The sequence below is a fragment of the Mycobacterium kyorinense genome, from assembly GCF_001672775.1.
Taxonomy (GTDB): Bacteria; Actinomycetota; Actinomycetes; order Mycobacteriales; family Mycobacteriaceae; genus Mycobacterium; species Mycobacterium kyorinense_A.
The window spans coordinates 1-14,685 of the sequence record NZ_LZKJ01000032.1 but is presented as its reverse complement, the minus strand read 5'-3'; the positions used below and the strand labels follow the sequence as shown (position 1 = coordinate 14,685).

Sequence of the window (14,685 nt, the reverse complement as noted above, 5' to 3'; positions counted from 1 at the left end):
GGTACGCCGAGTTCGGGGCAAACGTCAGCGTGATAGTGCCCGCGGTTCCCGCCGGCACAATCCAGCCCTGCTGCCACTGCTGGTTCTACTGGCGTTGTGGCCGGCCCGCCGCGACCCGGGCCGCGGCGACCCGCCGGCGCGTCCGTGGGCTCCCGGGCAGTGGGCGGCGGTCGCGCTGCTCACGGTCGGCGGGGCCGTCGCGGGCGCGGCGGGCGTCGCGGTGTTCGCCGTCGCACTCGGCGCGCAGTGGATGCTGCGGGATCGGCAGCGATGGCGGGATGGGGTCACGATCGGGGCGAGCGCCGGCGGTCTGATTCTGGCCGGTGCCATGCTGTCCCGGCATCCGTGGCGGTCGGTCGACGGTTATGCCGGACATTCGGCCGGCGTGCAACTGCTGGCGCTGGTTTCGTTGGCAGTGCTGGCCGCCTCTGTGGTGCTGCTGCGACGCGAGCCGTTTCGCCGTCGGCGCCGAGCGTGAAGCTGGGTTCACGCTGACGGTCGAGCGTGAACTTAACTTCACGCTCGACGGGAAAGCGGGGTACGCGGGACAATAGGCATCCACCGTTCGAGAGGCAGCGGGGATGGGATGGTTCAGCGCACCTGAATATTGGTTGGGCCGGCTGGTGCTGGAGCGCGGTATTGCCGTTGTCTATCTGCTGGCGTTCGTCGCGGCCGCGCAACAGTTCCGGGCGCTGATCGGGGAGCACGGGATGCTGCCGGTGCCTCGGTATTTGGCTGCTGTGTCATTTCGCCGGGTGCCAAGCATTTTTCACGTTCACTACTCCGACCGGTTCTTTGCCGCGGTTGCCTGGTTCGGCGCCGCACTGGCGGCTGCGATCGTCGCCGGACTGGCCGGCCTGGTGCCGCTCTGGGCGGCGATGCTGATGTGGCTGGTGCTGTGGGTTCTCTACCTGTCGATCGTCAACGTCGGGCAGACCTGGTACTCGTTCGGCTGGGAGTCGCTGCTGCTCGAAACCGGGTTCCTGGCGATCTTTCTCGGGAACGACGCTATCGCGCCGCCGGTGCTGACGATGTGGCTGGCGCGCCTGCTGCTGTTTCGGCTCGAGTTCGGCGCCGGGCTGATCAAACTGCGTGGCGACCGGTGCTGGCGTGACCTGACCTGCCTGTACTACCACCACGAGACGCAGCCGATGCCTGGGCCGCTGAGCTGGTTCTTTCACCACCTGCCCAAGCCGCTGCACCGAATCGAGGTGGCCGGCAACCATTTCGCCCAACTCGTCGTCCCGTTCGGATTGTTCGCGCCGCAGCCGATCGCCAGCGTGGCGGCGGCGATCATCGTCATCACCCAACTATGGCTGGTGGCATCCGGAAACTTCGCCTGGCTCAACTGGTTGACGATCCTGTTGGGCTGCAGCGCAATCGACATGTCGTCGCTGGCTGCGGTGCTGCCGATTCCGCAGCAGCCCGCCCTGACCGAACCGCCGATCTGGTTCGCCGTGCTGGTGATCGTGTTCGCGGTCGCCACGCTGTTGTTGAGCTACTGGCCGATGCGCAACATGATCTCGCGGAGTCAGCGGATGAACATGTCGTTCAACCCGTTTCATTTGGTCAACACCTACGGTGCGTTCGGCAGTGTCGGACGGACCCGCCGGGAGGTGGTGATCGAGGGCACCAACGACGCCACGATCACCGATGAGACGGTATGGGAAGAGTACGAATTCAAAGGCAAACCGGGGGCGGTTCGTAGCCTGCCGCGGCAATGGGCTCCCTACCATCTGCGGCTGGATTGGTTGATGTGGTTCGCCGCCATCTCCCCGAGCTACGCATATCCGTGGCTGCAGGGATTGCTGCTGCGGCTGCTGCAAGACGATCGACCGACGCTGAGACTGTTGCGGCACAATCCTTTTCCCGAGTGCCCGCCGAAGTATGTGCGCGCCCAGCTGTACCGATACCGCTTCACCACCTGGCAGGAGCTGCGCCGCCAGCGGGCTTGGTGGCAGCGAAGCCTGGAAGGCCAGTATGTTCCGCCGGTCTCGTTGGGCAAGGTAGCGGCTCCGTCTAACCGTCGAGGTGGCACAGGACCCACGCGGTGACGAGTCCGTAACCGAGATGCGGAACGACATCGGCAATCCAGCCCATGACGCCCCAGTCAAGCGGGTTGGTCACTCCGAGGGCGACCATCGGTCCGTTGGTGCCGATGAGAGCACCAGCGGTGGCGACGACTGTGGTGATTGCTTTGCCGGGGCGCCAGCCGAGTGAGCGCAGTAGTCCGAGAAGCGCGCCGATACCGATACCAGCAGCAATTCCGAGAAGCGCGCCGACGCCGACGATGCGGTTCGGTTGGGCCTCGGCAGCGCCGGGGATCGTCCAGTGCAGCAGCCGCACCAATGCTTTCACGGTTTCTTCAGGCGTTGTGCTTGCCGGCCGACCCCGCAACGCCATGTCGAGGTAACCGAGAACATTCAGCGCGGTGGTGCCCGCCGCGCCGGCCGCGGCGCCGGCCCACAGCCCCCACCCGATCCGCAACGCACCGACTCTGCTCCGCATAGGGCAATGCTCCTTGGTACTCGCGCCAGATGTACAGCGGACCGCGACATTCAATACCCAACCATGCGCGACAGGACTCCGAATAGTTAGTGGCCTGCGACGTCCCCGGGCGGGCTGGAGGGAGTCGGCACTATGGCGTCTGCCGTCGCGTCGCAGCTCGATGACGTGCGCCCGGCCGACGGTGAGTTGACCGGTCGGTCGTGAATTCATCAGACACGCTGGCGCACAACGTGACCCGGAGTCGGGTTTCTCAACCGAGCCTGCTGGTAGGTCTCACCGCGGTGAGTATCGGCCTGATTTCCGGCTACGACGTTTCCAGCGTGGGCGGTGCGTTGCTGTTCATGACCGATGAGTTCCAGCTGACCGCAGGCCACCAGGAAGTGGTGACGACGGCCCTCGCGGTTGGTGACATGGCCGGAGCAATCGGTGCCGGTGCGCTGGCCAACGCGATCGGACGGCGAAAATCGCTGATGCTGGTGGTCGCCACCTACGCCGGCTTTGCCGTACTCGGTGCGGTATCGGGTTCGTTTTCGGTCCTCGTCGCGGCCCGACTGTTAGCAGGCGTGTCCATCGGAGCGTCGTATGTGGTGGTTCCGGTGTTTGTGGCCGAGTCAACGGCGGCCGGCGTGCGGGGTTCCTTGCTGGTCGCATATCAGGCTGCCAACGTGACCGGCATGGTGGTCGGCTATCTCGCCGCCTACCTGCTCGCTGGTGCACAAAGCTGGCGGTGGACGCTCGGGTTGGCTGCAGTTCCGGCCATGCTGGTGTGGGGGCTGTTGCGGCATGTGAACGACACCCCGCGGTGGTACATGGGCAAAGGCCGCATTGCCGACGCCCGGCGCGCCCTGCAACAGGCGGAGCCCTATGCCGACGTCGACGCTGGTCTCGCCAGAATCAGCCAGGCACTCGGAGAAGAGAAGACAGCTAGCGGTGCGCTCGCTGAGATGGCGCGAGCACCGTATTTGCGGGCGACCGTCTTCGTCATCACGCTCGGGTTCCTGGTGCAGATCACCGGCATCAACGCGATCATCTCTTACAGCCCACGCCTCTTCGAAGCGATGGGCATGCGCGGCAATTTCGCGCTGCTGGGGCTGCCCGCGCTCGTCCAAATCTTCGCCCTGGCTGCGGTATTCGTTTCGCTGGTGCTCGTCGACCGGGTCGGCCGACGGCCGCTTCTGCTATCTGGAATCGGCATGATGATCGCGGCCAACCTCCTGCTGGTCGGCTTTTTCGCGTTGGGCGGTGGCTCTAGCGACGCTCTTGCGGTACTCGGGTTTTTCGGCGTGCTGCTGTTCACGCTGGGCTTCAATGTCGGCTTTGGCCCGTTGGCATGCGTGTATGCGGGTGAGAGTTTGCCGTCGCGGCTGCGGTCGATTGGCTCGGCGGCGATGCACACCGCGAACCTTGCAGCCAACGCGATAGTCGTTGCCGTCTTCCTCACACTGTTAACTTCGGTCGGCGGCGCAGTCACGTTCGCGATCTTCGGCGTGCTGGCGCAATTCAGCTTCATCTTCGTTTACCGGTTTGCGCCCGAGACCAAGGGCAGGCAGCTGGAGGACATCCGGCATTTCTGGATCACCGGCGGTGAAAGTTTCGCTGCCCGTTGCGCGGTAGATCCCCCACCGCTCAATTACGGTGCGGCTTCCAGCTTTTCGACCTGAGCGTTGAACAGCTTCACCACGTTGTTGGCCGCGTCGGGGTCGATTGAGGCGCTGCCCGTCGACCGGGGATTGAGCGCGTTGTAGGCAGCGACGACGAAGACGCCGCGGTAATAGCCCGAGATGGTGGCGGCCGCCATCGTCATTGTGCCGGGGATGCCGGCAGTAGCCGCGGTGGAGCTTTTCATCACCGCACCGACCGCCCACGGCGGTACGCCCGACGCATCAAGCGGGTCGACCTGGGTCTCGAGAGTGATGGTGTGCCCCGGCGCCTCGAACGACGCCGTAAAGGTGCGGCATTTCTGCAGAAAATCCTTCAAGCTCAACTTGTCCGGAGTGATGGCCAGGTGCACTTCCACCATGCGCATACCGCTGGGCCCGGCACCGGCGAGCGTGGCCGCCGCAGCTTGGGTGGCCGATTCCGGGTTGCCATACAAGTTCGCGCATTCCCGAGGATTGATCGTCAGATCCGACGGACCGCGCCGCTTCGGCCCCGTCTCGCTGAGTCCGCTGCGCCAGGTAGTGGGGCCACCGGGATCGGGGAACGCCGATTTGCCAACCAGAAGGTTTTGGGTCAGTTGGGTGATGTCGGGCTTCCTGGACGGTTTCTCATCGCCCGCGGAAGTTGTTCCGCCGCCCTGCCCAAACACGACTACCGCAACAACAACCGCGATGACCACGACAGCGACCGCGGCCACCGACGCCCAGAGCGAAAGGCGCCCTTTGGACCTGGTTGCTGGGGGCCATGGCAGCGGATACATGGGCGGGAATTGGGCTGGGTACTCGACAGCGAACTGAGACGGATACTGCGGCGCCGCATCGTCGACCCACAACGGCCAGCCGGGCGGCGGTGGCGGCAACGACGGATCCGGCACCCAGTTGCTGTCCGGCGCCCAGCCTGGCGGAACCGGCGGCCAGTTGGGCGGCGGGTTGAAGCGCATCTGGTATTTCCCCTGTCGGCGTGTTGAGGCTGGCTTGGCCGGAGCCTACGCCCGGCGACGTGCATTACGGGCGAAGCTAAGTCGCGCCGTCACAGCGTGGTGTCCAGCTGGCCGAGCCGGTCGGTCAACCGCAGGTTCTCCGAGTAGTCGACCGGACAGGAAATCAGCGACACACCGTCGTCGTCGAGAGCGGTTTTCAGCGTCGGCAACAACTCGTCGGCGCTGTTGATGCGATAACCCTTTGCGCCGAAGCTTTCGGCGTAACTGACCACATCGGGATTGCCGAATTTGACGTAGTAGTGGTCGCCGAGTTCGAGGTCCATCTTCCATTCGATGAGCCCGTAGCCGCCGTCGTCCCAGATCAGCACCACCAGCGGGATCCGCTCCCGCACCGCGGTCTCGATTTCCTGAGAGTTCATCAGGAACGCGCCGTCCCCGACGACGGCCAACACTTTGGACTCCGGCCGCGCCAGCTTGACTCCGAGAGCTCCGGGCAACGCAAAAGACATGGTGGACAAGCCATTCGAGATCAGACAGGTGTTCCGTTGGTACGTCGGGTACAGCCGGGCCATCCACATCTTGGTGGCGCCGGTGTCGACGAGCACAATGTCGCTGCGGCCCAGCGCCGCGCGGGTATCGGCCACCACCCGCTGCGGCGCCAGCGGAAACCGCGAATCCTGTTGTCCGCGAGCAAATTCCTCCGTCAACAGGTTGCATCCCGGCGCGGTGGCGTCGGTGGTGAAGCGCTGCCCCGCCAATGCGTCGGTCAGTGCGTTCACCGACGCGCTGATGTCCCCGATAATGCCGACGTCAACCGAATAGTGGACGTCGACCTCGGCGGGGAAGCGATGCACATGGATGATCTTCTTGTCGGCGTTGGGGTTGATCTGGACCGGATCGAACTCCTGCAGCTCGTAGCCGACCGCGATGACGACATCGGCGTTGTCGAAGCCGAAGTTGACGTAGTCATGGGCCATGAACCCCATCGTCCCGATGGCGTTGGGATGGTCATCGGGCATCACGCCCTTGCCGTGGAAGGTGTTGGCGACCGGGATGGCTAGCTCGTCGGAGAACCGGACCAGCGCGACGGTTGCGTCGTTACGTGCGGCGCCGTGCCCGGCTAGCACCACTGGCCGCTGCGCCGTGCGCAGGATTTCGACGGCGCGGGCCACCTGCGCGGCCGCCGGCGCCTCGGCCCGGACCACGTTGCGGGGCAGCGGAGCCAAGTCGTAGTCGGTCTCGTCGACGTCGATGTGCTCGGGCACGGCCAGGTAGACCGCGGCCGGACGCTCGGTCTGGGCGACCTTGAACGCCTTGCGGAACATCTCCGGTATTGCGCGCGCAGTGGGAACGCTGTCGGCCCACCGGGTGATCGGGGTGAACATCGAGACCAGGTCGACGTACTGGTGGGACTCCTTGAACTGGCGGTCCTGGCCGACCTGGGCCGAAATCGCGACCAACGGCGTGCTGTTGGTGGTGGCGTCGGCCACCCCGAGCTGCATGTTGATCGCGCCGGGACCCAGCGTCGCGGACACGACGGCCGCGCGACCGGTAACCCGGCCGTACATTTCGGCCATGAACGCCGCCGCCTGCTCGTGGCGGGTGAGCACATAGCGGATATCGGATCCAGCCAAAGCTCGGACGAACCGGATGTTCTCCTCGCCGGGCAGCCCGAAGACCACCGCCACACCCTCGTTTTCCAGGCACTTCACCATCAGCTCAGCGGCGGTACTCACAAGCGCCACCATAGTGGCAGGCTGGATGGTGAACATTCCGCCAGACCAGCCAGCAGAGGAAGTCAGCGTGTCCATCGCCACGATCAACCCGGCTACCGGAGAGACAGTCAAAACCTTCACGCCCGCTACCGCTGAGGAGATCGACGCCGCGATCGCCCGTGCCCATGACCGCTTTGTCGACTACCGGCGCACCAGCTACGCCGAGCGCGTCGGCTGGACGAATGCCACCGCCGATCTACTGGAGGCCGAAGCCGACGAGGTCGCGGCGATGATGACCCTGGAGATGGGCAAGACGCTGGCATCCGCGAAAGCCGAAGTGCTCAAGTGCGCCAAGGGGTTTCGGTTCTATGCTGAGCATGCGGAGCGGTTTTTGGCCGACGAGCCGGCCGACGCCGCCGCGGTGGATGCGGCCAAGGCATATACGCGGTATCAGCCGCTTGGGGTGGTGCTGGCGGTGATGCCGTGGAACTTCCCGCTGTGGCAGGCTGTGCGGTTCGCTGCGCCGGCGCTGATGGCCGGCAACGTCGGCATCCTCAAGCACGCCTCCAACGTGCCGCAAACCGCCCTCTACCTCTCCGACGTGATCGCGCGGGGCGGGTTTCCGGACGGCTGTTTCCAGACGTTGCTCGTCCCGTCGAGCGCCGTGGAAGACATCCTGCGCGACCCGCGAGTCGCGGCGGCCACGTTGACCGGCAGCGAACCGGCCGGCCAATCGGTGGCCGCCATTGCTGGCGACGAGATCAAGCCCACGGTGCTCGAGCTTGGCGGCAGCGACCCGTTCATCGTGATGCCGTCGGCCGACCTCGACGCGGCGGTCAGCACCGCGGTCACCGCGCGGGTGCAGAACAACGGCCAATCCTGCATCGCCGCGAAACGCTTCATCGCACACGCCGACATCTACGACGAGTTCGTGGACAAGTTCGTCGAAAAGATGGCCGCGCTGCGGGTTGGTGACCCGACCGACCCCGACACCGACGTCGGTCCGCTGGCCACCGAATCCGGCCGCGCCGACGTGGAAAAGCTGGTCGACGAGGCGGCGGCGGCCGGCGCGGTGATCCGCTGCGGCGGCAAGCGGGTCGACGGCCCCGGTTGGTTCTATCCACCGACAGTGATCACCGACATCACCCGCGACATGCCGCTTTTCTACGAAGAGGTGTTCGGGCCGGTGGCATCGGTGTATCGCGTCGCCGATATCGACGAGGCGATCGAGATTGCCAACGCCACCACCTTCGGGCTGGGGTCCAATGCCTGGACGCGCGACGAGGCCGAGCAGCAGCGGTTCATCGACGACATCGAAGCCGGCCAGGTGTTTATCAATGGGATGACGGTGTCCTACCCCGAGCTGGCCTTCGGTGGGGTCAAGCGTTCGGGCTACGGCCGCGAGCTCGCGAGCATGGGCATCCGCGAATTCTGCAACGCCAAAACCGTGTGGATCGGATCGCCGGACACCGGCGACTCGGGTGGCGGCAAAAAGGTCGAGTAGCGCCCTGGGTTGCGCCGAGATCGACGTTAGAGCGCAAATCGGCGCGTTTTTCCGCGCTGGCGTCGATCTCGGCGACAGTGCACCCGCTGTTAGACGGCGGCGAGAGCCTTTCTGTCCTCGTCGGCGAAGCTGTCCTCCAGGTCGACCGGCGAGTAGTCCAGGTCGATTTCTTCGACGGGCCGGCCGCGGGCACTGCTGATGGTGCCGAACCGTCGCATCCCCTTGTCGCTGGCGTAGGCCACGAACTCCTCGGGCGACAGACCGAAGGGGACGTCGTCGCCGTAGATCGCAAAACCCTCTTCGGTCAGACGCAGGGCCAGGGGCATGAGCTCGTTCATCCGCGTTTCGAACACCGTCCAGTTGGCGTCGTCGGCGGCGACGTGGCGTCGGCACGTGAAGGTGCCCCATGCCATGTGGCGCCGCTCGTCGTCGCCGATATGCCGAACCAGTGCCTGCATGCCAGGCAGGATGCCCCGCTCGACGCAGATCTTGTGCCAGGCGTGGTAGCCGGTCAGCGCCAACATGCCCTCGACGATGTGGTTGTAGGTCACCGAGGCCCGAACCTGGGCAGCCGGTGAGGCATCGCGCGATAGCGCGTCCAGCGATGCGGGCAGTTCCTCGTTGAACATCTGCCCATAGGCCGGAAGTTCGTCGAGGAAACTGTGCAGGTCGTCTTGGATCCCGACGGCGTCGAGCCACATGCGGAACACCTGGGTGTGTTTGGCTTCCTCGAACGCGAACTGGGTCAGGTACATCTCGTCGCCCAATCGGCCTTCGCTGCGCATGGCGGCCATGAACGGCTGGATGTCTTGGGTGACGGCTTCCTCGCCCGCGATGAACTGGGCGCACAGCCGGGTGGCTTGATCGCGTTCCCGGTCGGTCAACGCCTCCCAGTCCGCACGGTCGCGGGAGAAGTCGATATCGGCGGGACTCCAGAACTTCGCGTTGCCGCCGGCAAAAAGCTTGAGCGGCAGACTGTTCCAGTTGAGCCCGCCCGCACCGAGCGAGCCGTAGCGTGTCCGTGTCATGAGTTGACCTCCTTCAGTTCACTCCGGTGGGCATGCGGCAGCCCGGAGAATGCGGCCGCCAACACGGCAACGAGCCGGCGCACGGCCAGCGCGGGCTGTTCGGGTGTGGGTTCGTCGAGCCCGAGGATCGGATCCATCCCGCGCACATAGGGCGCCAGCGCCAGATGCGGAAAGATCAGCAACAGCAGCGACAACAACGCTTCGGTATCCGAATCGGGGCGCAGATCGCCGCGGGCGTGCGCATCGCGCACTAACGGCCTCAGCACCTCCAAGTAGTGGCGGTGGATCACGGATCGCACGCTGATGCGGGCGTCGGTGTCGACCTCCAAGCTCGCCGCGGCATGCAGGGAGCGCTCCCGGGGATGATCGGCGAAATATTTGACCCAGTCATCGAGCAGATCGGTGAGAAAGTCGAAAAACGGTCTGCTGGCGTCTAATTCGCGGATGCGACCCTCCATGTAGGCGCGCACGCGCTGGCTGCCGACGTCGGCGATGAACGCGTAGAGGTCGCGCTTGTCGGCGAAGTACTGAAACAGGCTGCCCTTGGCCACCCCGGCACGCCGGGCGATGACGTTGAGACTGCCGCGGGAGAACCCGTGCGCGCCGAACTCAGCCTCAGCGGCTTCAATCACCGCGGCCCGGCGAGCCGGGTCCACCCGGGCCCACGTCACCGTCGGCATCGGCCCCTCCTCACCTGGATGACCACTGGTCACTTTACTGTGAGGCGCGTCACTCTACAAGGGGAAAGAGTGACTACCGGGCATTCGCCCGACGGCAGCGCGCTATCGCCCTAGCATCGTTGGCGTGTCGCAACTGAATACCGCACGAGGACCGATCGATACCGCCGACCTCGGTGTCACGCTCATGCACGAGCACGTGTTCATCATGACCACCGAGATCGCGCTGAACTATCCCGAAGCCTGGGGTGACGAGGAACAGCGGGTGGCCGACGCCATCAGCCGGCTCAACGAGCTGAAAGCCCGCGGCGTGGACACCATCGTGGACCTGACCGTGATTGGACTGGGCCGCTACATCCCACGCATCGCGCGGGTGGCCGCCGCCACCGAACTGAACATCGTTGTCGCAACCGGGCTTTACACCTACAACGATGTGCCGTTCCGCTTCCACTACGAGGGCCCGGGCGGAATGCTGGACGGTCCGGAGATCATGACCGAGATGTTCGTCCGCGACATCGAACAGGGCATCGCCGACACCGGCATCAAGGCCGGCATCCTCAAGTGCGCCACCGACGAACCCGGCGTCACGCCCGGTGTGGAGCGCGTGCTGCGCGCCGTCGCCCAGGCGCACAAACGCACCGGGGTGCCGATCTCCACCCACACGCATGCCGGGCTGCGCCGCGGCCTGGAACAGCAACGCATCTTCGAAGAGGAGGGCGTCGACCTGAGCCGAGTGGTCATCGGGCACTCCGGCGACAGCACCGACGTCGGCTACCTCGAGGAGCTCATCGCCGCGGGCTCATATCTGGGGATGGACCGCTTCGGCATCGACGTGATCCTGCCCTTCGAGGAGCGCGTGGGCATCGTGGCGACGATGTGCGAACGCGGGCACGCCGACAAGATGGTGCTCTCCCACGACGCCAACTGCTACTTCGACGCGCTGCCCGAAGCCCTGGTGCCGCAAATGGCGCCGAACTGGCACTACCTGCACATCCACAACGACGTGATCCCGGCGCTGAAGCAGCGCGGCGTCACCGACGAACAGTTGCACACCATGCTCGTCGACAACCCGCGCCGCATCTTCGAACGACAGGGCGGCTATGAGTGAGGCTGGGATGATCCCAGAGCCCGTCCCCCCGATCGGCACCCAGATCTCACAGCTGGCCCAGTTGGCTCCTGACGAACCGGCCGTTACCTGCGACGGGCGCACGATCACCCGCGCCGAACTCGACACGTCGACCAACCGGCTAGCGCGCGCGTATGCCGAGCGCGGGGTGGGTCTCGGTGACTACGTGACGATCGTGCTGCCCAACTCGATCGAATGGATCCAGGCCACGGTGGCGTGCTGGAAGCTGGGCGCCGTGCCGCAACCGCTGTCCGCACGGCTGCCGGCCGCGGAATTGCAGGGCTTGCTGGACTTGCGACCGCCCGCCTTGCTGGTGGGTCGCGACCATCCCGATTTGCCAAGTGTGCCAGCAGGTTTCATTCCAGACTCGGCATTGTCCGACGCCGCATTGCCCGAAGCGGTCTCGCCGGTATGGAAAGCGATGGGTTCGGGCGGCAGCACCGGCCGGCCCAAGCTCATCGAAGCCGGCGGCGACAGCCGGATACCGGCCATCATCGGCTATCCACTGGGCGCGCAAGAGGGCGATACCACCCTGCTGGCGATACCGCTGAGCCACAACACTGGCTTCACCACCGCGACAATCGCGTTGCTGATGCGCCATCACCTGGTGCTGATGAGCCGATTCGAACCGCAGGAGTACCTGCGGCTGCTCACGGATCACCGGGTCACCTTCCTGACCACCGTGCCGACCATCATGCAGCGGCTGCTGCCGGTCTACCGCGCCGACCCGGATGCCTACGACCTGACGTCGATCCGGCGGTTCTGGCATTTAGGCGCGCCGTGCCCGCCGGCGATCAAGCAGGCCTGGATCGACATCCTCGGTCCCGAGGTGGTCTGGGAACTCTACGGCGGCACCGAACTTCAGGCGCTGACCTTCATCTCCGGCGATCAGTGGCTGACCCACCCTGGCTCCGTTGGCGTCGTCGTGGCCGGCGAAATGAAGGTGCTCGACGACGCCGGCCGGCCCTGCCCGCCCGGCGTGGAAGGCGAGATCTACATGCGCCCCAGCCCAGGTACCCCGCCGACCTACCGCTACGTCGGCGTCACCGCGAAATCCCGCGACGGCTGGGACTCGTTGGGCGATCTGGGTTACTTCGACGAGGACGGGTTCCTCTATCTGTCCGACCGTCGCGTCGACATGTTCACCGTCGGCGGGCGCAACGTCTATCCCGCCGAGATCGAGGGGGCACTGTCTGCGAATCCGGATGTGTTGTCCTGCTTGGTGGTTGGCATACCCCATGAAGATCTGGGCCAGGTGCCGCACGCCCTGGTGCAGACAACCGCCGACTCGACCCTCGACGAGGACGGCGTGCGCGCATTTCTGGCCGAACGCATCGCGGCCTACAAAGTGCCGCGCAGTGTCGAATTCGTCGACACCCCACTGCGCGACGACGCCGGCAAAGCTCGACGCACAGCGGTGCGCGACGCGGTCATGGCGCGATTGCGTCCTCTTGGCGCGAGCTGACCGCCTCTTGTCGTTGGATTTCCCACTGCCGCAACGCTTCCCGGCACGGTGACTCGACCAATGCATAACTCACGGCGGCGATCGCGATCGCAAAGATCAACGTCAGCACCAGCACCAGCGGCATGTGCCCCCGGAACGAGAACTCGCCGATCACCGGGAACACTATGGTCAGCGCCGCCAAGTGCCAGATAAATATCCCGTAGGACCAGCGCCCCAGCGTCACCATGGGCGCGGTCGCCAGAATCCGATGGCTGGTGTCGGGCCGGTCCAACACCAACGGCGCGACCAAAGCGGCCGCCAGCAACGCGCCCATCGCTGTCTTCACCGCGAACTGGCCCGCGGTGCTCGGCGTCAGCCCCGCCGGTCCGGCCAGCGGCGAGGAGGCCACCAGATAAGCCGTCACCGCGACCACGGCCATCAGCACCCGGCGTCGCGCCAACCGATGCGGCAGCGCGGCTGGGCTATAGACCCACTCCGCGAGCAGCATGCCGGCGGCGAACCACGAGAAGAAGGCCGGCGGCCAGTTCAGCGGGTTGAGCCCGGCGGGCGCGTGGTATGGGATCCAGCCCCAAAACCAGCTGGCGATTCCCAGACCCGCGATCACCGGCACCCGCGCCCGAACCGGCAACCGGCCGGCCAGCAAGGCAAGGATCGGCAACGCCAGATAGAAGGTGACCTCCACCGACAGGCTCCACATCTGGGTCAGCCCGGCAGTCAGCGTCAGCGGCACATAGACCTGGGTGAGTGACAGATTGGCCAGCCACACGGTAAGACTCGGGTGGTCGGCGTCGGGCAGCAAGGTCAAGATCACTACTACGGCCACCACATATGCGGGCATGATGCGGACCACCCGTGATCGCAGATAGTGACCGGTCGACGGGCGGGATCCCAAGCCGCGCGCCGCCGCGGCATGCCCGCGCCACAGCAGGAAACCCGACAACGCGAAGAACACCGCAACCGCCAGGTCGAAGCGCCCGAACAGCCGGCCGTCGACCCCGCTGGAGTGCCCGGTCTGGAACGCGACATGGGTGATGACGACGCCGATGGCCGCACAGGCACGCATGCCCTCGACGGCCGGCAGGAACCGGCGCGTGCCGCCTACCGCGTCGCTCTGGTCCATGAGGACAGTGTGCCGTGAGGCATTGCGCAGCGAAGTGGGTACATCCAGAAGGGCGCCGCCAGAGCGCATACACCTCGGCCTTAAATCTTGCTGTTAGGGTCAACTGGGTTTTGTGTCGCCACCAGGACGGGGCCCAGTCACTCCAGAAGGAGGTCACGGCGAGTGAACCGAGCAGTCATGTTGCGGATCGCCGCGTGCGGAATCATGGGTCTCGGCGCCGCCCTGCTGATCGCCGCGCTGCTGTTGTGGACCTATACGGCCAGCAGGGTCAGCAAAATCCCGCTCGATCTGGACACCACCCTGGTCAGCGACGGCAGCGGAGCCGCCATCGACTCGGGATCGTTGTCCAGCGAGCGCGTCGTCGTCGACCAGAATGTTCCGCTGGTATCCCAGCAGCAGATCAGCGTCGAATCGCCGGCCAACGCCGATGTGGTCACCCTGCAGGTGGGTACCTCGGTTCGGCGCACCGACAGGCAAAAGGACAGCGGGCTGCTGCTGGCGATCGTCGACACCGTCACCGTGAATCGCAAAACCGCGGAGGCGGTCTCCGACGAGACCCATCCGGGTGGCGCAGTGCAGAAGCCGCGCAGCGTCAATGACGAAAGCCCGCCCACCAACATCGCGCTACCGCATGAGGGGCTGTCCTACCGGTTCCCGTTCCACACCGAAAAGCAGACGTATCCCTACTTCGACCCGATCGCGCAGAAGGCGTTCGACGCCAACTACTCCGGTGAGGAAGACGTCAACGGCCTGACCACCTACCGGTTCACCCAGAACGTCGGCTACGACGCCGACGGCAAGTTGGTCGATCCGGTCAAATACCCCTCGCTGTATGCCCACGACGAGGACAGCAAGGCTTCCGAAACCGCCGGCAGGTGGGGAATTGAAGGCGACCCCGACGAGAAGGTCACCATGACCCGCTATTACGCGGCGCAGCGGACCT

Annotated in this window: 12 protein-coding genes and 1 pseudogene; 6 read left to right on the top strand and 7 right to left on the bottom strand. The window is 65.5% G+C overall.

All coding sequences use genetic code 11. The features are described from left to right. Positions 1-76, bottom strand: a pseudogene (locus A5707_RS24900) (hypothetical protein); the annotation flags it as partial. A gap of 505 nt (positions 77-581) precedes the next feature. Here A5707_RS24900 and A5707_RS02220 point away from each other — a divergent pair. Beyond that, a complete protein-coding gene (locus tag A5707_RS02220) occupies positions 582-2,054 on the top strand; it encodes a lipase maturation factor family protein (protein ID WP_065012895.1) in 1,473 nt (490 codons plus the stop codon). On the opposite strand, the gene A5707_RS02215 is transcribed toward A5707_RS02220, so the two are convergent. Further along, positions 2,020-2,508 carry a hypothetical protein gene (locus A5707_RS02215; protein ID WP_065012894.1) on the bottom strand — a complete coding sequence of 163 codons (489 nt, stop codon included), beginning with the start codon at positions 2,506-2,508 and terminating at the stop codon, positions 2,020-2,022. The two genes, A5707_RS02220 and A5707_RS02215, sit on opposite strands and share 35 nt — an antisense overlap. Before the next feature lie 200 nt (positions 2,509-2,708). On the opposite strand from A5707_RS02215, the gene A5707_RS02210 reads away from it, so the two are divergent. Continuing rightward, positions 2,709-4,169, top strand: a complete 1,461-nt coding sequence (locus tag A5707_RS02210; protein ID WP_065012893.1) for a sugar porter family MFS transporter — start codon at positions 2,709-2,711, stop codon at positions 4,167-4,169. Here the strand turns inward: A5707_RS02210 and A5707_RS02205 are convergent. Continuing rightward, a complete protein-coding gene (locus tag A5707_RS02205; RefSeq protein WP_065012892.1) occupies positions 4,139-5,107 on the bottom strand; it encodes a hypothetical protein in 969 nt (322 codons plus the stop codon). The genes A5707_RS02210 and A5707_RS02205 overlap by 31 nt on opposite strands. 89 nt (positions 5,108-5,196) lie before the next feature. Next, a complete protein-coding gene (locus tag A5707_RS02200) occupies positions 5,197-6,855 on the bottom strand; it encodes an acetolactate synthase large subunit (RefSeq protein WP_269455128.1) in 1,659 nt (552 codons plus the stop codon). Between the two features lie 55 nt (positions 6,856-6,910). Between A5707_RS02200 and A5707_RS02195 the strand changes: the two genes are divergently transcribed. Continuing rightward, on the top strand, positions 6,911-8,326 hold the full coding sequence (locus A5707_RS02195; RefSeq protein WP_065012897.1) for an NADP-dependent succinic semialdehyde dehydrogenase: 1,416 nt from the start codon (positions 6,911-6,913) through the stop codon (positions 8,324-8,326). An 89-nt stretch (positions 8,327-8,415) separates the two neighbouring features. Here the strand turns inward: A5707_RS02195 and A5707_RS02190 are convergent, their stop codons facing one another. Together A5707_RS02190 and A5707_RS02185 are read right to left on the bottom strand one after the other, a co-directional pair. Then, positions 8,416-9,354 carry a R2-like ligand-binding oxidase gene (locus tag A5707_RS02190; RefSeq protein ID WP_065012891.1) on the bottom strand — a complete coding sequence of 313 codons (939 nt, stop codon included), beginning with the start codon at positions 9,352-9,354 and terminating at the stop codon, positions 8,416-8,418. Further along, positions 9,351-10,034 (bottom strand): TetR/AcrR family transcriptional regulator, encoded by a 684-nt coding sequence (locus A5707_RS02185; RefSeq protein ID WP_065012890.1) that lies wholly within the window; start codon positions 10,032-10,034, stop codon positions 9,351-9,353. Before A5707_RS02185 ends, A5707_RS02190 begins: the two co-directional genes overlap by 4 nt. Positions 10,035-10,158: 124 nt before the next feature. Here A5707_RS02185 and A5707_RS02180 point away from each other — a divergent pair, with 124 nt between their 5' ends. Next, a complete protein-coding gene (locus A5707_RS02180; protein WP_065012889.1) occupies positions 10,159-11,139 on the top strand; it encodes a phosphotriesterase in 981 nt (326 codons plus the stop codon). A gap of 10 nt (positions 11,140-11,149) precedes the next feature. Beyond that, positions 11,150-12,622: an AMP-binding protein gene (locus A5707_RS02175; protein ID WP_082969200.1), complete on the top strand. Its 1,473-nt coding sequence runs from the start codon at positions 11,150-11,152 to the stop codon at positions 12,620-12,622. On the opposite strand, the gene A5707_RS02170 is transcribed toward A5707_RS02175, so the two are convergent. Beyond that, entirely contained in the window at positions 12,588-13,811 is a 1,224-nt protein-coding gene (locus tag A5707_RS02170; protein WP_082969199.1) for an acyltransferase family protein, read from the bottom strand. The two genes, A5707_RS02175 and A5707_RS02170, sit on opposite strands and share 35 nt — an antisense overlap. A gap of 93 nt (positions 13,812-13,904) precedes the next feature. On the opposite strand from A5707_RS02170, the gene A5707_RS02165 reads away from it, so the two are divergent. After that, positions 13,905-14,685: DUF3068 domain-containing protein (locus A5707_RS02165; RefSeq protein WP_197495221.1), on the top strand; the 781-nt coding region annotated here is incomplete at its 3' end.